Origin of the sequence: Streptomyces sp. NRRL WC-3626 (assembly GCF_000718785.1) — a bacterium.
Classification (GTDB): Bacteria; Actinomycetota; Actinomycetes; order Streptomycetales; family Streptomycetaceae; genus Streptomyces; species Streptomyces edwardsiae.
Genome location: NZ_JOCA01000019.1, coordinates 70,923 through 89,534 on the forward strand (window position 1 = coordinate 70,923; position 18,612 = coordinate 89,534).

14 protein-coding genes and 1 tRNA gene are annotated in these 18,612 nt (G+C 71.9%); 2 read left to right on the forward strand and 13 right to left on the reverse strand.

Annotated elements, in window-relative coordinates; genetic code table 11:
- Positions 1-23 precede the first annotated feature (23 nt).
- Entirely contained in the window at positions 24-1,478 is a 1,455-nt protein-coding gene (locus IF28_RS0125825; RefSeq protein ID WP_030224820.1) for an MFS transporter, read from the reverse strand.
- A gap of 189 nt (positions 1,479-1,667) precedes the next feature.
- On the opposite strand from IF28_RS0125825, the gene IF28_RS0125830 reads away from it, so the two are divergent.
- Positions 1,668-1,739 (forward strand) — tRNA-Cys (locus IF28_RS0125830).
- Between the two features lie 51 nt (positions 1,740-1,790).
- On the opposite strand, the gene IF28_RS0125835 is transcribed toward IF28_RS0125830, so the two are convergent.
- The 10 genes from IF28_RS0125835 to IF28_RS0125880 all read right to left on the reverse strand — a co-directional run bounded on the left by IF28_RS0125835 (position 1,791) and on the right by IF28_RS0125880 (position 14,496).
- Positions 1,791-2,966, reverse strand: a complete 1,176-nt coding sequence (locus IF28_RS0125835; RefSeq protein WP_030224821.1) for an SUKH-4 family immunity protein — start codon at positions 2,964-2,966, stop codon at positions 1,791-1,793.
- Positions 2,967-3,192: 226 nt separating this feature from the next.
- The gene (locus IF28_RS0125840; RefSeq protein ID WP_030224822.1) at positions 3,193-5,499 is read right to left on the reverse strand and encodes a xanthine dehydrogenase family protein molybdopterin-binding subunit; all 2,307 of its coding nucleotides are present in this window, start codon (positions 5,497-5,499) and stop codon (positions 3,193-3,195) included.
- A complete protein-coding gene (locus IF28_RS0125845; RefSeq protein ID WP_030224826.1) occupies positions 5,496-7,388 on the reverse strand; it encodes a 2Fe-2S iron-sulfur cluster-binding protein in 1,893 nt (630 codons plus the stop codon). Before IF28_RS0125845 ends, IF28_RS0125840 begins: the two co-directional genes overlap by 4 nt.
- Positions 7,385-8,278 (reverse strand): FAD binding domain-containing protein, encoded by an 894-nt coding sequence (locus IF28_RS0125850; RefSeq protein ID WP_030224829.1) that lies wholly within the window; start codon positions 8,276-8,278, stop codon positions 7,385-7,387. Before IF28_RS0125850 ends, IF28_RS0125845 begins: the two co-directional genes overlap by 4 nt.
- Positions 8,279-8,569: 291 nt before the next feature.
- Complete coding sequence (locus tag IF28_RS0125855; RefSeq protein ID WP_030224831.1) at positions 8,570-10,213, reverse strand: beta-N-acetylhexosaminidase; 1,644 nt, start codon at positions 10,211-10,213, stop codon at positions 8,570-8,572.
- A 1-nt stretch (position 10,214) separates the two neighbouring features.
- Positions 10,215-11,060, reverse strand: a complete 846-nt coding sequence (locus IF28_RS0125860; RefSeq protein ID WP_030224832.1) for a carbohydrate ABC transporter permease — start codon at positions 11,058-11,060, stop codon at positions 10,215-10,217.
- Between the two features lie 29 nt (positions 11,061-11,089).
- Positions 11,090-12,076, reverse strand: a complete 987-nt coding sequence (locus tag IF28_RS0125865; protein WP_030224833.1) for a carbohydrate ABC transporter permease — start codon at positions 12,074-12,076, stop codon at positions 11,090-11,092.
- The gene (locus tag IF28_RS0125870) at positions 12,073-13,368 is read right to left on the reverse strand and encodes an extracellular solute-binding protein (protein WP_030224834.1); all 1,296 of its coding nucleotides are present in this window, start codon (positions 13,366-13,368) and stop codon (positions 12,073-12,075) included. The genes IF28_RS0125865 and IF28_RS0125870 overlap by 4 nt, the downstream gene beginning before the upstream one ends.
- A 237-nt stretch (positions 13,369-13,605) precedes the next feature.
- Positions 13,606-13,893: a DUF3039 domain-containing protein gene (locus IF28_RS0125875; RefSeq protein WP_030224836.1), complete on the reverse strand. Its 288-nt coding sequence runs from the start codon at positions 13,891-13,893 to the stop codon at positions 13,606-13,608.
- Between the two features lie 30 nt (positions 13,894-13,923).
- Complete coding sequence (locus IF28_RS0125880; RefSeq protein ID WP_030224838.1) at positions 13,924-14,496, reverse strand: YqgE/AlgH family protein; 573 nt, start codon at positions 14,494-14,496, stop codon at positions 13,924-13,926.
- 254 nt (positions 14,497-14,750) lie between these two features.
- On the opposite strand from IF28_RS0125880, the gene murA reads away from it, so the two are divergent.
- Positions 14,751-16,097 carry a UDP-N-acetylglucosamine 1-carboxyvinyltransferase gene (gene murA / locus IF28_RS0125885; protein ID WP_030224840.1) on the forward strand — a complete coding sequence of 449 codons (1,347 nt, stop codon included), beginning with the start codon at positions 14,751-14,753 and terminating at the stop codon, positions 16,095-16,097.
- A 176-nt stretch (positions 16,098-16,273) separates the two neighbouring features.
- Here murA and IF28_RS0125890 read toward each other — a convergent pair whose 3' ends face one another.
- Both IF28_RS0125890 and IF28_RS0125895 read right to left on the reverse strand, forming a co-directional pair.
- Entirely contained in the window at positions 16,274-16,555 is a 282-nt protein-coding gene (locus tag IF28_RS0125890; protein WP_004987462.1) for an HU family DNA-binding protein, read from the reverse strand.
- 336 nt (positions 16,556-16,891) lie between these two features.
- Positions 16,892-18,310: an NAD-dependent malic enzyme gene (locus IF28_RS0125895; protein WP_030224844.1), complete on the reverse strand. Its 1,419-nt coding sequence runs from the start codon at positions 18,308-18,310 to the stop codon at positions 16,892-16,894.
- Positions 18,311-18,612 lie beyond the last annotated feature (302 nt).

Below are 18,612 nucleotides of genomic sequence, written 5' to 3' on the forward strand. Positions count from 1 at the left end.
GTACTACGTGGTACCACTCGGTGTCATGCTGATTCCGTCCGGACCCGTCCCGCCACCCATGCCCCCGCCAGGGCCACCGCCGCCATCGGCAGGAACACCGCCGCGAAGGCGGCCGGGTGGGAGCCCGTGGCCTGTGTGGCCGCGTGGGTCACCGTGCCGCCGCCGAGGGCCGCGAAGGCCGCGCCGCCGGCCGCGAGGAGGAGGACGTTGGAGAGGCCGTCGGAGATCTGGAGGGCGGCGGAGTTGGTGCCGGCCTCCGCGGGCGGCGAGAGCTTGAGCAGCATGACGCTGGTGGAGGAGATCACCAGACCCATGCCGAAGCAGCCGAAGGCCCAGGCGACGGCCACCGTCCAGGCCGGCACCGACTGGATCAGCACACTGGGGGCCGCCGCGATCGCCGCCGCCACCAGGACCATCCCGAGGGTCATCAGACGCTCCCGGTACGGCTCCAGGCGGGGCCTGGACTGGACCCAGGAGCCCAGGGCCCAGGTGCCGCCGCCGGCCGCGAGGGAGAAACCGGCCAGCGTCGGGCTGAGGCCGCGCTGGGTGACCAGCATCAGCGGGACGAAGGACTCCGCCGCGATGAAGGACCCGGCCGCGACCCCGCGCAGCAGGACGACCGAGGGGAGTCCGCGGGCCGCGCGGTAGGTGCCGCGCGGGAGCAGGCCGAGTACGGCCGGGACCAGCAGGGCCACGCCCAGGGCGCCCGGCAGCAGGGAGAGCCAGCGCAGGTCCTGGGCGGCGTACTGCAGCAGGCCCGCACCGAAGGAGATCGCCAGCGCCAGCCGGATACGGCGGGCGTCGAAGGAGGCGGGCGCGTCCCCGTCCACCGGGCCGGACGCCAGGCGCCGTATCTGCGGCAGGGCGAGCGCCAGCGGGAACACCACGAGCACCGGTATGCCGAGGAACACCCAGCGCCAGCCGAGGTGCTCGGTCACCGCGCCGGAGGCCAGCGGGCCGACGATCGACGGCACCACCCAGCTCGCCGCGAACGCCGCCATGATGGCCGGCCGCAGCCGCTCCGGGTAGGCCCGCCCGACGATGACGTACAGCGCGACGATCACCAGCCCGCCGCCGAGTCCCTGTACGGCCCGCCCCAGAATGAACAGCCACATCGCCCCCGCCGTCCCGGCGAGCAGCAGTCCGACCGCGAACGAGGCGATGCCCCAGGCCAACGGGGAGAGCGGGCCCCGGCGGTCGGACCACTGGCCGGACAGCACCATGCCGAAGAGGCTGGTGGTGAAGTACCCCGAGAACGCGAACGCGTACAGCGACACCCCGTCGAGCTCCCGCGCGGCCACCGGCATCGCCGTACCGACCGCCGTCGCCTCGAAGGCGATCAGCAGCACCACGGAGACGACGCCGATGCTCAGCGCCCGGTAGGGGCGGCTCAGCACGGTCTCGTCGGAGGTGGTTTCCAGGGGTGGGGCGTCGGCGGGCTCGGCGACATCGGTGTCACGCGGGTTCGGGGCGGTCATGACCGCCAGAGTAAGGGCCAAGCCCCGGTTTGACCCCTGTCGGGGGGAGGGGTCCCTACCGGGACCTTGGTCGTAGGACCGCCGTGTCATTCATGAACGGCGTATGGCAGTCCCATTGCGCCCCCCGCGATTCCCTTGAGCCCCACCCCCACGCCGCCCTACGGTCGACCTGGAGAAACCGCACGACACGGCCGTGTGCCCGAGTGGCTCAGGGACTCGCCTGCAAAGCGAGTTACGCGGGTTCGATTCCCGCCACGGCCTCCGCGAGGAGGCGGGGTGCTCTCCGGCACCCCGCCCCAAGGGGGCGCGGGGCTACAGAACGCCCCCCGCCTCGTCCTGGAACAGCTCCGTCCAGTAGTGCCACTCCGCGTCCGCTCCCGCCCCCGTGGGGTCGATGGACGACAGCACCTGCAACATGGTCAACGCCAGCTGGTCATACGTGTCGCTGGTCAGCGCATGCCCCGACGCCTCGTCGATCGCGTGCTCCCGATGCAGCAGCCACAGCGTGAACGCCAGCGTCGAGATGTCCGTGTTCAGCGGCGACAGCACGCAGTCCCTCTCGCTCCAGCTGAACACCGCCCCCGACGCCCCGTCGACGACCAGCGCGGTGTCCTCGACCAGATACCCCAGCCGGATCAACCGCTCGGCCCGCGCGGGCAGCCCCGCGTCGGCGAGCGAGTCCTCGTCCGCGTAGTACTCCGCGAGCGTACGCAGCGGCAGATCCGTGTCCAGCTGGAAGAGGAAACCGTCCTCCGGCAGCCCCGTCTCGCGCAGAAAGCGGCGGGTCGGCTCGTGCGTGAGCGTGCCGGGGAAGTCGACCTCCTCGAAGCGGACGACTCCGCCCCGCCCGAACTCGTCGTCCAGCAGCCGCCGGGGGAGGTCCAGGGCGAGACCCGATGCCGTGCCGGGGCCCGCGATCAGCGCCAGCGGCCTGATCAGCGCGGCCATCTTCCAGAACGGTGCCGGCTCGCCGTCCGTGCCCTCCTCGAACACCGCGAGCAGCTGCCGGGACGCCTCGGCGACCGCCTTCGTGCCGTACCGGCCCGCGTAGGCGGCGAACTGGCCTCGCAGTCCCGCCAGTTCGTCCGTCGCCGCCGCGAACCGCACCAGCGTCGGCAGGGACGGGGCGAGCGGGCGGCGGTCCATCAGATCGGGGCGGTCGTGGAGGAAGAACGTCGTGGACACCTCGCCGGTCGCGCCGTCGAGCAGTACCGACTCCGTCTCCAGTCCGCCCGGTCCCAGCATGCCGCCGATGACGAGCTGGTCCCGCAGCTCGGCCGGGAGCCGGTCCTCGGGGTCGCCGGTGGAATCGCGCACCGTGCGCGGGCCGCCCTCCCGGGCGAGTTCGGCGAAGCCGAACAGGCCGCTGTCGGCGGGCAGTCCGGGGCCGGTCAGCCAGCCGCGCGTGGACGCGTGCGTGATGTGGGGATCGAGGTCGGCGCCGGTGAGTGTGATCGCCGCCGCGACAACGGTGTCGGTCGTGCTCATGATTCCCCCGCGATACGTGTGCTCGGTCCCGGGCCCGCGAACACCCCGCCCCGGGCAGGACGGACCGGACCCTTCCGGGCCGGCGGCCGTCCCCCACTTCTCGGAAGACTACGCGCCACCACTGACAACGCCCCGGACCCGGGGACGCCATCCAACGCCCCCACCACACAAGACGCCTGAGCGGCCGTCCGCGTTGCCTTCCGCGGCGAGAATCACCCGGGGGAATTCAGCCGCCGGTCACCACCGCGGCCTGCGGCCGGATCGGCAGCCGGTTGACCGGACGGCCCGTGGCGGCCCGTACGGCGGAGGCGATCGCCGCCGGTGAGGTCACCACCGGTACCGCGCTGACGGCCTTCGCGCCGAACGGCGCGACCACGTCCCGCTCCTCGACCAGCTTGACGATGTGGATGTCCGGCGCGTCGAGGGCGGTCGGGAGGGCGTAGCCGGTCAGGTCGGGGTGGCGGACCAGGCCGCGCGGGGTGCGCAGGTTCTCGGTGAGCGCGGCGCCCAGTCCCTGGGTCACGCCCGCCTCGATCCGCGCGGCCAGCTGCGCCGGGTTGAGCACCCGCCCCACGTCCTGGGCGACGGCCAGCTCGACGACCCGTACGGAGCCGATCTCGATGTCGACGTCGACCACCGCGCGGACGGCGCAGAACGCCATGCCGACGAAGGCGTCGCCCTGTCCGGCCTCGTCCAGCGGCTCCGTCGGATGCGGGCGGCACTGGGCGGTGGCCCACAGTTCCTTGCCGTCCATCGCCTCGGTGACGGTGGTGGACAGCACACCGTCGTACGAGGTGATCCTGCCGTCGGTGATCTGAAGCAGCTCGTGGGACATGCCGAACTGGTGCGCGAGGGGCTGCAGGAGCTGGGTGCGGACCATCTTCGCCGCCCGCTCCACCGCGCCGCCGGACACCCAGGTGTGCCGGCCCCGGCAGCCGGGGCCGGCCGGGGGCTGGTCGGTGTCGACGGGCACCACGTGCACCTCGTCGATGCCGAGGGTCTCCTGGACGATCTGCCGGGCCAGGGTGGAGAACCCCTGCCCGTTCTCGACCGCCGCGCACAGTACGGTCGCGACGCCGCCCTGGACGCGCACGGTGGCCGTGGACACCTCGTCCGCGCCCTCCGCGCCGAGCATGTGCACCATGCCGAGGCCGTAGCCGACACCCCGGCGCACCGCGCCCGGGTCGCCCGCGCCCTCGGGGCCGCCGGGCAGCAGCCACTCGTCCTCGGGAGTGTCCTTCGGCAGCGGCGGCAGCGGGAAGTCCCGTACGGCTTCGAGGAGTTCCGCGACCGGGGCCGGGCAGGTCACCGTCTGGCCGGTGGGCAGGACGTCGCCGGTCGCCATCACGTTGCGCAGGCGCAGTTCGGCCGGGTCGACGCCGAGCTTCTTGGCGAGCTTGTCCATCTGCGCCTCGTAGGCGGCGCACACCTGCATGGCGCCCTCGCCGCGCACATGGCCGGAGGGCGGGTTGTTGGTGCGGACGGCCCAGCCCTCGATGAAGGCGTTGGGGACGACGTACGGGCCGCAGGCGAAGGCGACGGCGGCCGCGAGGGCGTCGGACGAGGTGTCGGCGTAGGCACCCGCGTCGAGCAGGATCTGCGCCTCGACCTTGACGAGTCGGCCCTCGGCGTCGGCGTGGTGGCGGTAGCGCAGCAGGGTGGGGTGGCGGTGGGTGTGGCCGAGGAAGGACTCCTCGCGCGTGGCGGCGAGCTTCACCGGGAGGCCGGTCTTCAGCGCGAGCAGGCCGAGCGGGAGCTGGAAGCTGCGGTCCTCGCGGTCGGCGGTGGCGCCGGGGACGCCGGTGACGACGACCTTCACCCGTTCGGGTTCCAGGCCGAACGCGGCGGCGGCGGTGTCCCGGTCGCCGTGCGGGTCGGTGGAGGCCAGGTACAGCTCCACGCCGCCGTCCGGGCGGGGCACGGCGAGTCCGGCCTCGGCTCCTATGGGGGCGGGGTCCTGGCGGCCGATGCGGTACAGGCCCTCGACGACGACGTCACCGGCCGCGTCGGGGTCGCCGTGGCGCAGCGGGATGTGCCGGATCAGATTGCCGTCGGGGTGCAGCGGTTCGGCCTCGAACGCCTGCTCGGGGTCGATGACCGGGTCGAGGACCTCGTACTCGACGATGACGGCGGCGGCCGCCATCCGCGCGGTGTCGGGGTGGTCGGCGGCGACGGCTGCGAGGGGCTCGCCGTGGTGGCGTACGACCTCGGAGGCGAAGACGGGCCGGTCGGCGGTGCCGCGGCCGTGCAGCGGGTCGCCGGGGACGTCCTCGTGCGTGACGACCGCGCGGACGCCGGGCATCTCCCGCGCGTGCGTGGTGTCGATGGACACGACGCGCGCGTGCGGGTGCGGTGAGCGGAGCACGGCCGCCCACAGCAGGCCCTCGGCCCACAGGTCGGCCGCGTACGGGAAGGTGCCCTCGGTCTTGGCGCGGGCGTCGGCGGCCGGGAGGGAGACGCCGAGCCCGCGCGGGAGCGGTTCCGGCTCGGGGGCGGCCTCCGTGGCCTGCGCGGTGGCTGCTTCGTTGGTCACGCCTGGCCTCCGTCCGTGCCGTAGGGCTGGTCATGGGGTTCGCCGGGTCCGGTGACGCCGAACGCGGACGGGTTGACACCGCCGGCGCCGGGACCCGCCTGGTGCGGGATGCGGGGCGTGTCGGCGTCGCCGTCGCCGTCGTCCTCGGCCGCGTGCGCCTCGCGTTCGGCGACGACCTCCCGGACCGCGTCGACCACGCCCCGGTAGCCGGAGCAGCGGCACAGGTTGCCGCACAGGGCCTGGCGGGTCTCCAGGTCGGTGGGTGCCGGATTGCCCTCGAGGAGGTCGTGCACGGTCATCGCCATGCCGGGCACGCAGAAGCCGCACTGCACGGCGCCGCACCGCGCGAGCGCCCGCTGCACGTCGGAGGGGCGGCCGTCCTGCGCCAGGCCCTCGACGGTACGGACCTCGGTGCCGGCCGCGGTGACGGCGGGGACCAGGCAGGACGCGACGAGACGGCCGTCGACCTGCACGTTGCACGCGCCGCACTCGCCCTGCGAGCAGCCGTCCTTGGCCCCGGCGAGACCGAGGCGCTCGCGCAGCACGTAGAGCAGCGACTCGCCGATCCAGGCGTCGGTGACGGGCCGGTCGGTGCCGTTGACGCGGAGCACGTAGGAGGCGAGGGGGTGGTCGTCGTGGGGCGGCTCGTGCGGCGCGTCCGGGGCGGGCCCGCCCTGATCGGCCGGGGTGTCCGAAGTGCCGGACTCCGTGGCGGCGTCCGGGGCGTCGGCGGGCTCCGTCACCGGTTCCGCGTCGGGGGCGTCGGACGGCTCGGAGGGGTCGTCGGCGGCCTCGGGGCCCTGCGGGGCGTCCGCGGCCCCGGAAGCGGGCTCAGGGGCGTCCTGGCCGCCCGGGCGCGGGTGCTCCCGGAGGCCGTCCGGGGCGCCCTCGGCGCTCTCCGCGCCGGCCGGCCACCGCGGCTGCCCGGCGTAGGAGTCGGCGGGCAGCGGCTGGGGCACACCGGCCGACCGCGGCCCGTCGTGCTGCCCGGACGCGTGCTCGCCCGTGGGCGTGCCGTGGGCGGGCGTGCCGCCGAAGACGTCCTGCCCGGGCGCGTGCCCGGCGGGCGGCAGGGGCGTGCCCTGGGCGGGTGTCCCGCCGAAGACGTCCTGCCGCGGTGCCTGCCCGGCGGGCGGTACGGGCGTGCCCTGGGCCGGTGTTCCGCCGTACGGGGCCTGGGCGTGGCCGTCCGCGTGCGGGAGGGGCCGGCCGCCGTACGTGCCCGTGTCCTGCGGCTGCCGCGGGGCGGGGTTCTCGTCGTGGGCGCGCTCGTCCCGTACGGGGCCGTGCTCGTCGCCCTCCTGCGGGACTCCGGGGACGCCGGGGCCCCACGGGCGGCCGATGTCCTGCGGGGGCGCCCAGGGGGCCGCCGCGCCGCCGGGCAGCGTGGGCGGCGGGGTGCCGCCCCACTGCTCGACCAGGGAGGACTGGGTGAACTCGCCCGACTCGTCCGGCAGCTCGCCGTCCGCCACCGGGATCGACCACTGGCCGGTGACGTCCTGTCCGGGCGCGGGGTTCTGCGGGGAGCGCTCCTCGAAGGCCCACTGCCCGGTGGCGCCCGGGTTGTACGTGAACCGGTCCCCCTGCGTCCCGCCCGTCGCCGGGTCGTGCCACTGGGCGCCGTCGACGGGCGCGCCGGGCACGCCCCAGGTGCCGGTGGCCGCCGGGTCGGTGCCCGCGGTGGCCGCCGGGTCGACGGTGATCTGCGGCGGCACATAACCGTGGCCGGGCGCGGCGAGCGGGCTCTCCATGGCGTCCAGGAGGGCGTCGATGCCGCCCTCGGGGAGGTTCACGAAGGCCGTGGCGCCGTCGTCGTAGTCGCCCTGCGGCAGCGGGTCCCAGCGGCTGCCGCCCGGGGGCCTGCCCTGTCCTTGCTGGTCGTCGGTCACGACAGCGCCCTCCCCAGTGCTCGTCGGGCCAGCGCGGCGACGGTGCGCCGCAGATGCAGTACCGCGGGCGGAAGCGGCGCGGCGGTGCCGTCCTCGCCGGGGGCGGCGTCGGGGATGCAGGCCGCGGCGACGTACTCCCCGAACGCGTTCAGTGCCTCGGGCACGATCGCGCGGTTGTTGTCCCAGTCGATGAGCTGCGCCACCCACTGCTCGGCGTCCAGGGGCCGCAGCGGCATCGGCGCGATGGCGCCCACCGCGCAGCGCACCCCGCGGCGGGCGGGGTCGAGCACGAGGGCGACGGAGGCGACGGCACGGCCCGGCCCGGTGCGGCCGGTCGCCTTGAGGAAGACCTGGGGCGCGTGCAGCAGCGGCACGCGCACGAAGCCGATGAGCTCGCCGGGGCGCAACAGGTCCATCCCGGCCAGCAGGTGCGACACCGGGACCTCACGGCGGACACCGCCGGGACCGGCGACGACCAGGGTGGCCTCCAGCGCGGCGAGCACCGGCAGCGCGTCCCCGGTGGGGGCTGCGGAGGCGATGTTGCCGCCCAGGGTGCCCGCGTTGCGGATGTGCGGCGGTCCGGCCGCGCGCGCGGCGGCGGCGAGCGCCGGGATGAGGGCGGCGAAGTCGGGGCGGCCCATACGCGCGTGGGTGAGGCCGGCGCCGAGGAGCGCGTGTCCGTCCAGGTACTGCCAGCCGCGGATCTCGCTGATCTTGCCGAGGCCGACCAGCGCGGCGGGCCTGAGCTGCCCGGAGTTGACGGCGGCCATCAGATCGGTGCCGCCCGCGACGGGCACGGCGGCGGGCATCGCCGTGAGGACCGCCACGGCCTCGTCGAGTGTCGTGGGCAGCGTCACGGCCTGCGCCGCCTGCGGTGCGTGCGTGCTCAAGTCCGGCTGCCCCTTCCCGCTGCCCCACCTGGTCCCACCTGTGCTGCCGTACGGTACGGCCTGACAGGGCGGACGTGGCAACTCTGGCACATCTTGACAGGTGCCGAAGACGGGGGTCCGCTAGGAGGCATTCGCCCACCTCGTCCCGGTCGTGGCCGGTTTTCGCACGGCATCGCCGGTGCGCCGGGAATTGCCACTCTTCGGTGACCCTTGTTCCCGTTTCGCACAGGCTGTTCGGCGCCGGACGGGCGGGCGCCGCCCGAGGGTTCGGGGACCCTCGGGCGGCGCGGGTCACCCCTGGGGCGGCGGGCCGTCGAGCGGGCGTCCCAGCACCCCGGGACGCCGCTGCCAGGGCAGCGGGCCGGTGGGAGGACGGTAGGCGACTCCGAGGGCGTCCAGACGCCGGTAGTGGGCGCCCATCCGCCGTTCGAAGTCGGCGAAGTCCCGGTCCTCGGAGTCCGGCAGGGCACTCCAGGCGACCTCGGAGAGCGCCGCGAGCCGGGGAAACGTCTGATAGTCGACGCGCCCCTGGTCCTCCATCACCTCGGTCCACACATTGGCCTGGGTGCCCAGCACCCGCGCGGCCTCGTCGCCGGTCAGCTCCGCCGGTACGGGCTCGAACCGGTAGACGTCCTCCAGGGTGCGCACGTACGCGATCGGCACCGGCTCGTCGGGGCCCGCGTCCTGACGGTAGTCCAGGTAGACCTGCTGCTGGGGGCACATGACCACGTCGTGCCCCGCGCGTGCGGCGGCGATCCCGCCGGAGTAGCCGCGCCAGGAGGACACCGCGGCGCCGGGTGCGAGGCCGCCCTCCAGGATCTCGTCCCAGCCGATCAGCCGCCGTCCCCGCTCGGCGAGCCAGCCGTCGAAGTGCCGGATGAACCAGGACTGCAGCGCGTCCTCGTCGGCGAGTCCGAGGTTGCTGATCTGTTTCTGCGCCGTGTCCGAGGCGCGCCACTGGTCCTTGGGGCATTCGTCGCCGCCGATGTGCACGAACGGCGAGAACGGCCCGGCGTCCGCGGGGAACAGTTCCAGGACCTCCTCGAGCACCCCTTCGTAGAAGCGCAGGGTGTTGTCGGTGGGGGCGAGTACGTTCGGATTGATCCCCCAGGTGTCCCAGACGGTCAGGGAGGCGGTGTCGACGACATCGGAGTTGCCGAGTTCCGGATACGCGGCGATCGCGGCCTGCGAGTGCCCCGGTACGTCGATTTCGGGGACGACGCAGATATGCCGCTCGGCGGCGTAGGCGACGATCTCGCGGATGTCGTCCTGGGTGTAGTGACCGCCGTGCGGGCTGTCGTCCCACAGCGGTGACGCGCGGTGTCCGATTTTCGTCCGGGCACGCCAGGAGCCGATCTCGGTGAGCTTCGGATACCGCTGGATCTCGAGGCGCCAGCCCTGGTCGTCCGTCAGATGGAGGTGGAGCACGTTGAGTTTGTGCGCCGCCATCAGATCGATATAGCGCAGCACGCCTTCCTTGGGCATGAAGTGCCGGGCGACGTCGAGCATCAGTCCGCGCCAGCGGAAACGGGGCCCGTCCTCGACGGTGACATGGGGCACGGCCCATCCGCCGTCGCGCCGGACGGGCGCCCGGCGGAAGGCGTCGGGGCCGAGGAGCTGGCGCAGGGTCTGCGCGCCCCAGAAGACACCGGCGGCACTGCCGCCCTCGACGAGGACGCCGCCACTGTCGCTGACGAGGCGGTACTCCTCCGGGCCCAGTCCGGGGCCGAGCCGGAGCCCGATGCCGTCCCGGTCCGTGTCGTCGGGTGTCCGCCCTTCGGGCAGCGGCAGTCCGGTCGCCTGCGACAGGACGGTGCGCAGCCAGCGGCCGACGCCCTCCGTGCCGTGGCCGGCGTGGAGCCGGGATCGCTCCGTCAGCCGCACCTCGCCGGATCCGGCGACGACACCGCGGGGCGCTGGAATCAGTTCGGTCATGTCAGTCCTTTACCGCGCCGCCCAGTCCGGAGACCAGGCGCCGCTGTACGAGTACGAAGAAGACCAGTACCGGAATCGTCATCACCGTCGACGCCGCCATGACCCCGCCCCAGTCCGGCTCGTCGGGTTTGTAGAAGACCAGCAGCGCCATCGGGAGGGTCGACTGCGAGATGTCGCTGATGATGAAGGACTTGGCGAACAGGAAGTCGTTCCAGGTGGAGATGAAGGAGAAAACGCTGGTGGCCACGAGGCCCGGCAGAACGAGCGGGAAAAGGATCTGCCACAGAAAACGCGCACGGCTCGCCCCGTCGATGTAGGCGGCCTCCTCCAGCGCTTGTGGAACCCCCTTCACGAACCCCCGCAGCATCCAGATCGCGAACGGCAGGGAGAACGCGATGTGGGGCAGGATCAGCGACCACAGCGTGTTCAACTGGCCGAGGTCCCGCATGACGAAGAACAGCGGGATGGTCAGCGCCTCCACGGGCACCATCTGGGCCACCAGAAACATGATCAGCAGGGTGGTCCGCAGGCGGAACCGGAATCGCGTCACGGCGGTCGCGGCGAGAAAGGCGATCAGCGCGGAGGCGACCACCACGGCGACCGCGACGACCACGCTGTTGAGGAAGTACCGGCCGAATTCCTGCTGCCCGAACACCCGCCGGAACGAGTCGAGGGAGGGCGCCAGCGTCCAGGGCCGCGGCTCGGTCGACTCGATCTCCCCGGCCGGTTTGAAGGCGCTCAGCACCATCCAGTACAGCGGGAACGCCACCACGGCCGCGGTCAGCAGCGCCGCCGTCTCGGCCGCCAGCCGCCCCGGACGCCGTACGGACCGGCGCACAGGCTTCACCCGGGGTTCCCCGTCCCGGCTCACAAGTGTCACAGTTCCTCCCCCTGGCGGCGCAGCAGCCGCAGGTACACCAGCGTCACGGCGAGCAGGATCAGCAGCATCACCACACCGATCGCCGCGCCGAGGCTGTACTGCGAGGACGCGAACGCCTGTTGGTAGGCGTAGACGTTCAGGACCAGGTTCTGGCCGGCGATTCCGCCCCCGCCCGTCATGACGTAGATCTGGGTGAAGACCTTGAAGTCCCAGATGACCGACTGGATGGTCACCACCACCAGGATGGGCCGGAGCATCGGCGCGAGCACCGAGCGCCAGATCCGCCACTGCGAGGCCCCGTCCAGGGAGGCGGCCTCCAGCACCTCGGACGGTACGGCGCGGATACCGGCGTAGACCGTCACCATCACGAACGGGAAGGAGCACCAGACGACTTCGAGCAGGACGAGGAGGAACGCGCTGAACCTGCCGTACGTCCACGAGTGGTCGCCGAGCCCCAGCACCCGGTTGACCGGCCCGAAGTCGGCGTCGAAGAGGAACAGCCAGACCGTGGACCCGGTGACCGCCGGTGTCGCCCACGCCCCGAGCCCGGCCAGCATCAACGCCAGCCGCGGCACGGCCCGTACGCGCGTCAGCAGCACGGCGAGCGCACACCCCACGGCCAGCGTGCACACCACACAGGCCGCCGCGAACACCACGGTGGCCAGCAGCACCTGCCAGAACTGCTCGTCCCCGAACAGCCGGGCGTAGTTCCCCAGCCCCTCGAAGGTGGTCGCCTCGCCCCCACTGACCTGGGCCTGGGTGTAATGGAAGAGCGAGATCAGCCCGAGCTGATAGATCGGGTAGCCCAGCAGCCCCCCGAGGACCACCAGAGCGGGCGCGAGATACAACCAGGGGGTCCTGGAACCCGCCCGGGGGCGAGGGGCCGTGTGCGATGTGCGGCTGCCGCCGGGCGGGCGCGAGAGGCCACGACGCACCCGCACCCGCCGCCGCGCGAGAGCTCCCGAGCTCGTGGGCGAACTCATCCGGCGGAGCCGAACGCCGCGTTCATCTTCTCCGCCGCGTCGCGCGCGGCCGCGTCCACGCCCTTCTTACCGCTCACGACCTCCTGGAACATCGTCGGCAGCACCAACGAGGAGTCGATCTGCGCCCACGCGGGCGAGGCGGGCACGAACTTCGTGTCCGCGGCCAGAGTCTCCACGAACGGCTTCACGAAGCTCTCCTTCGCGGCCACCTGCTCCCGCACGTCGGAGAACGTCGGCAGGAAGCCCATGCCCTCGAACAACGCCCCCTGCGCCTTCTTGGACGCCAGCCGCTCCATCAGATCGACGGCAAGGGTCCGGTGCGCGGTGGACTTGAGCACGCCGAGGTTGTTGCCTCCGGCGAACGCGGGGGCGATGGACCCGGCCTCGACGCCCGGCAGCGGTACGACCGCGTACTTGCCCTTGACCTTCCCGGCCTCCACGGCCGCGTGGCTGAAGTCGCCGCCGATCGCCATGGCCGCCTTGCCCGAGGCGAACGCGGTCACCGTGTCGTTGCCGCCCATGCCGGCGCACTTCGCGGCCGGGCAGTTGTCGTCGCCGAAGAGCGAGGTGTACGCCTCGATGCCCTTGCGGGCGTCGGCACTGTCGATGGCGGAGGCGTACGAACCCCCCTTGCCGGTGGCGAGTTCACCGCCGTGGGCCCAGATGAAGGGCATGGCGCCGTAGGTGTAGGCGCCGCCGACCGCGATGCCGTACAGCTCCGGCTTCGCGGCGTGGATCTCCTTGGCGGTGGAGATCAGCTCGGCCTGGGTCTTCGGGACGTCGAGGCCGAGTTCGTCGAAGACGTCGGTGCGGTAGTAGAGCGCGCGGACCCCGACGAAGTACGGGGCTCCGTAGACCTTGCCGTCGACGGTGACCGACTGTCTGGCGGTCGGGTCGGTGTCCTTGGCCTCGCTCCAGTCCGCGAACTCCTCGGTGACGTCGGCGAGTCCGCCGTCCTTCACATAGCCGGCGGTGTCCGTGTTGCCGTACTCGATGAGGTCGGGGGCGGACTTCGGGTCGTTGAAGGCGGCCTTGATGCGCTGGGCGCGGGTCTCGACGGGTATGTACTCGACGGTGACCTCGGTGTCCTTGTGCGCCTTCTCGAACTCGGCGAGGACGGAGTCGACGACCTGTTCCTTGGGCTTGTTGTTGACCTCCTGGAAGAGCCAGACACGGAGGGTGCCGGATTTCTCGTCCTTGTCGGAGGAGGAGGTGCCGGAGGTCTGGGGCGCGCAGGCGGCGGCGGTGGCGAGGACGGCCGCGGCGGCGACCAGACGGGCGGACAGCTTCATGGAGTTGCTCCTCCGAACGCGTTGCAACATATGCAATGGCGGTTTCGCTGTGCACAACAACATCGGAGGCTAAGGACTACGTGAACCGCGCCACAAGAGGTCTCAACCACTCTGTGACCGGCGGAAGCATCCTGCGCAACGCGCGGACGGCACAAAGGCCCCCAGGGCACGCAAAGCGCGCTCCGAGGGCCTCGGAAGGAATCGGACGGACGGAAAGGAGGTGAGAGAGGGGACGGACTACTTGTCGCCCTTGCCCTTGCCCTTGTCGTCGTCGCCGGCGCCCATGGACTCGTAGATCTCCTTGCACATGGGGCACACCGGGTACTTCTTCGGGTCGCGGCCGGGCACCCACACCTTGCCGCACAGCGCCACGACGGGCGTGCCGTCGAGCGCGCTCGCCATGATCTTGTCCTTCTGGACGTAGTGGGCGAAGCGCTCGTGGTCACCGTCGCCGTGGGAGGTCTGCGGCGTCGGCTCGACGAGGGTCCCCGTACCTGTCCCGCGCTCGGGCTCAAGAGTGCTCATAACAGCCAAGGGTACTGAAGCTCACAGGCATCAGTTGAGCGAAGGGTCGTCCGGATACGTGGCCACCATCGCCAGCTCGCCCCGCTGGCGGCGCAGCACCTCGCGCCAGAGCCGCTCCGGCGACGGGGAGGAGACGTCGCCGGGCTCCGACTCCACCACGTACCAGGCGCCGTCCACCAGCTCGTCCTCCAGCTGGCCGGGGCCCCAGCCCGCGTATCCGGCGAAGATGCGCAGGGAGCCGAGGACGGAGGCGAGCAGCTCCGGCGGGGCCTCCAGGTCGACCAGTCCGATCGCGCCGTGCACCCGCCGCCAGCCCAGCGGCGCGGTCTCACCGCCCGTCCCGCCGGGGACGACGGCGACGCCGAGGGCGGAGTCCAGCGACACCGGGCCGCCCTGGAAGACGACCCCCGGTTCGCCGGCCAGGTCCGCCCAGCCCTCGAGGATGTCACCCACGTCCACGGGGGTCGGACGGTTGAGGACGACACCGAGGGAGCCCTCCTCGTCGTGGTCGAGGAGGAGCACGACCGCACGGTCGAAGTTCGGGTCCGCCAGGGCGGGAGTGGCCACGAGCAGCCGCCCTGTGAGCGAGGACACCTCGGTCATGCCAGACATGATCCCGCATCCCGCTCCCGCATGGGGAGGCAACGGGTGTACGGGAGTGAAGGCAGCTCAGGGCGGACGGGAGCATCCCCGGCGCACGACGGGGACGGTGACCCCGCGTGGCCGGATCGGAACCGTTCGTGTTGTGACAGATCCATGACGTCCAAAGGGCCCGTACGGGCTTACAGAAGGGGGGTGAGGGGCGACTACCCTTTCCCTTCTGGCCCCTGCCCCACTCTCCACGGAACGCGAGATCCATGACCGTCAACGGCACTGATGACGTACTGCTTGTCCACGGCGGAACCCCGCTGGAGGGTGAGATCCGTGTCCGCGGTGCGAAGAACCTCGTACCGAAGGCCATGGTCGCCGCGCTGCTGGGCAGCGCACCGAGCCGTCTGGGCAATGTCCCGGACATCCGGGACGTCCGGGTCGTACGGGGGCTGCTGCAGCTGCACGGCGTGACGGTCCGTCCGGGCGAGGAGCCCGGTGAACTGGTGCTCGACCCCACGCACGTGGAGAGCGCCAACGTCGCCGACATCGATGCCCATGCCGGTTCCTCGCGCATCCCGATCCTGTTCTGCGGCCCGCTGCTGCACCGGCTCGGGCACGCGTTCATCCCGGGTCTGGGCGGCTGCGACATCGGCGGCCGGCCCATCGACTTCCACTTCGACGTACTGCGGCAGTTCGGCGCGACGATCGAGAAGCGGGAGGACGGCCAGTACCTGGAGGCCCCGCAGCGGCTGCGCGGGACGAAGATCGAACTGCCGTACCCGTCCGTCGGCGCGACCGAGCAGGTGCTGCTGACCGCGGTGCTCGCGGAGGGCGTCACCGAGCTGTCCAACGCGGCGGTGGAGCCGGAGATCGAGGACCTGATCTGCGTACTGCAGAAAATGGGCGCGATCATCGCGATGGACACCGACCGCACGATCCGCATCACCGGTGTGGACAAGCTCGGCGGCTACACCCACCGCGCCCTGCCGGACCGCCTGGAGGCCGCCTCGTGGGCGTCCGCGGCGCTGGCGACCGAGGGCAACATCTACGTCCGGGGCGCCCAGCAGCGCTCGATGATGACGTTCCTGAACACGTTCCGGAAGGTCGGCGGCGCCTTCGAGATCGACGACGAGGGCATCCGCTTCTGGCACCCGGGCGGGCAGTTGAAGTCCATCGCGCTGGAGACGGACGTCCACCCGGGCTTCCAGACGGACTGGCAGCAGCCGCTGGTGGTCGCGCTGACGCAGGCGACGGGCCTGTCCATCGTCCACGAGACGGTCTACGAGTCCCGGCTCGGCTTCACCTCCGCGCTCAACCAGATGGGCGCCCACATCCAGCTGTACCGCGAGTGTCTGGGCGGCTCCGACTGCCGCTTCGGCCAGCGCAACTTCCTCCACTCGGCGGTCGTGTCGGGCCCGACGCGGCTCCAGGGCGCGGATCTGGTCATCCCCGACCTGCGCGGTGGTTTCTCGTACCTCATCGCCGCCCTCGCCGCCCAGGGCACCTCCCGGGTCCACGGCATCGGCCTGATCAACCGCGGCTACGAGAACTTCATGGACAAGCTGATGGAACTGGGCGCCAAGGTGGAACTCCCGGGCAAGGCCCTGGGCTGACAGACAGCCACCAGCAACGCCGATGGGGCGGTCACCCGAGTCGGGTGACCGCCCCATCGGCGTTGCTGCAAGCGCCCTGAAGGGGCGCGGGCCGTAGACATGTGCGGCTCCGCCGCGCGGGCGCGACCAGCCACAACGGACCCGCGGCCGCCCCTGAGGCGCTCAAAGACGCAAGGCTACTTGCCCTTGGCGGCTTCCTTCAGCTTCGAGCCCGCCGACACCTTCACGCTGTACCCCGCGGGGATCTGAATCGGCTCACCGGTCTGCGGGTTGCGCGCGGTGCGCGCGGCGCGGTGGGTGCGCTCGAAGGTCAGGAAGCCGGGGACGGTGACCTTCTCGTCGCCCTTGGAGACGATGTCGCCGACGACCTCGGCGAACGCGGCCAGCACGGCGTCGGCGTCCTTGCGGGTCACCTCGGCGCGGTCGGCCAGTGCGGCCACCAGCTCACTGCGGTTCATGTTGTTACTCCCGTGTTCTTCTTGCCGTTTGAGGCGTGCCACGCGGCGGAGCCGCATGTCGGGCACGGCCAAGCCGATGCTGCCAGGTTCCTCGGAGAGTCCCCGGACCCGGGTCCGTCGTCAGACCCTCGCGCCCAGGGACGCATCCTGCCTCTACCTGCGGCGGTAATGCCAATCCGGCACCCGCAGGAGTCGTGAGAACACCCGAGGGAGTCACACGAAGGGCGCCACGGCCCGGCCGCCCACCTTAAAGGGCCGCCGGGATCTTCGGGTGCCCCGACGCGCCGGTTCCAACCGGCCGTGGTGATCCTCACAGCCCCCGTGGGGCCGGAGGCCCTACGGGGCCGACGCCCCCGCCGCCTTCGCCGCGTCGCGTACGGCGCCGGCCACGGCGCCCGCGACCTTGTCGTTGAAGACGCTGGGGATGATGTAGTTCGGGTTGAGCTCGTCCTCGGTCACCACGTCCGCGAGGGCCTGCGCGGCGGCCAGCATCATCTCGGTGTTGACGGTGCGGGACTGGGCGTCGAGCAGACCGCGGAAGACGCCCGGGAACACCAGCACGTTGTTGATCTGGTTGGGGAAGTCCGAGCGTCCGGTGGCCACAACGGCCGCCGTCTGACGGGCGATTGCCGGGTCGACCTCGGGGTCGGGGTTCGCGAGCGCGAACACGATCGCGCCCTCGGCCATCGTGGCCACGTCGTCGCCGTCGAGGACGTTCGGGGCGGAGACGCCGATGAAGACGTCGGCGCCGCGCACGGCCTCCTTGAGGGTGCCGGTGAGGTTCTCCGGGTTGGTGTTGTCGGCGATCCAGCACAGGGCCGAGCCGGGCGCGGCGTCCACCAGGTCCTCACGGCCGGCGTGCACGACACCGTGGATGTCGGCCACCACGGCGTTCTTCACACCGGCGGCGAGCAGCAGCTTCAGGATGGCCGTACCGGCCGCGCCGGCGCCGGACATCACGACGCGGATGTTCTCGATGGACTTGCCGGTGACCCGCAGCGCGTTGGTCAGGGAGGCGAGGACGACGATCGCGGTGCCGTGCTGGTCGTCGTGGAAGACGGGGATGTCGAGGGCCTCGCGCAGCCGGGCCTCGATCTCGAAGCAGCGCGGCGCGGAGATGTCCTCCAGGTTGATGCCGGCGAAGCCCGGGGCGATGGCCTTGACGATCTCGACGATCGCGTCGGTGTCCTGGGTGTCCAGGCAGATCGGCCAGGCGTCGATGCCCGCGAACCGCTTGAACAGGGCGGCCTTGCCCTCCATGACCGGCAGGGCGGCCTTCGGGCCGATGTTGCCGAGGCCCAGCACGGCGGAGCCGTCCGTCACAACCGCAACGGAGTTCCGCTTGATGGTGAGGCGGCGGGCGTCCTCGGGGTTCTCGGCGATCGCCATGCACACGCGGGCCACACCGGGCGTGTAGACCATGGAGAGGTCGTCACGGTTGCGGATGGGGTGCTTCGACGCCATCTCGATCTTGCCGCCGAGGTGCATCAGGAACGTACGGTCGGAGACCTTGCCCAGGATGACGCCCTCGACGCCGCGCAGCTGCTCGACGATCTCGTCGGCGTGCGAGGTGGAGGACGCCGCGATGGTGACGTCTATACGGAGCTTCTCGTGGCCGGACGCGGTGACGTCGAGGCCGGTCACCGAGCCTCCGGAGGACTCCACGGCCGTGGTGAGCTGCGATACGGACGTTCCGCTCGCGGGCACCTCCAGCCGGATCGTCATCGAGTAGGAGACGCTGGGCGCCGTTGCCATGGCCGACTTCCTCTGCTTTTACCGTGTCGCTCAATGTGCCGTCCGATCGTCGCACCTACCCCTGGGTAGGCGGTAGCCGCCGTGGATTGCGGACGTTTTGTTCATCGGCGTGTGCGTGCGACGGAAGCCAGTTTCCACCACGCGGGAGCCGATCGGACAAGAGGAAGAGCGAAGAAAAAGAGACCCACGTCACATTCCGTGACGTGGGTCCCCGTCGTTCATATGACACCGACCCGCCATGCTCGCCTCGCGGCAAGTGGTCGCTCGCAGCGACTAAGGTTGGGCCCGGGGGCTTGGATCGG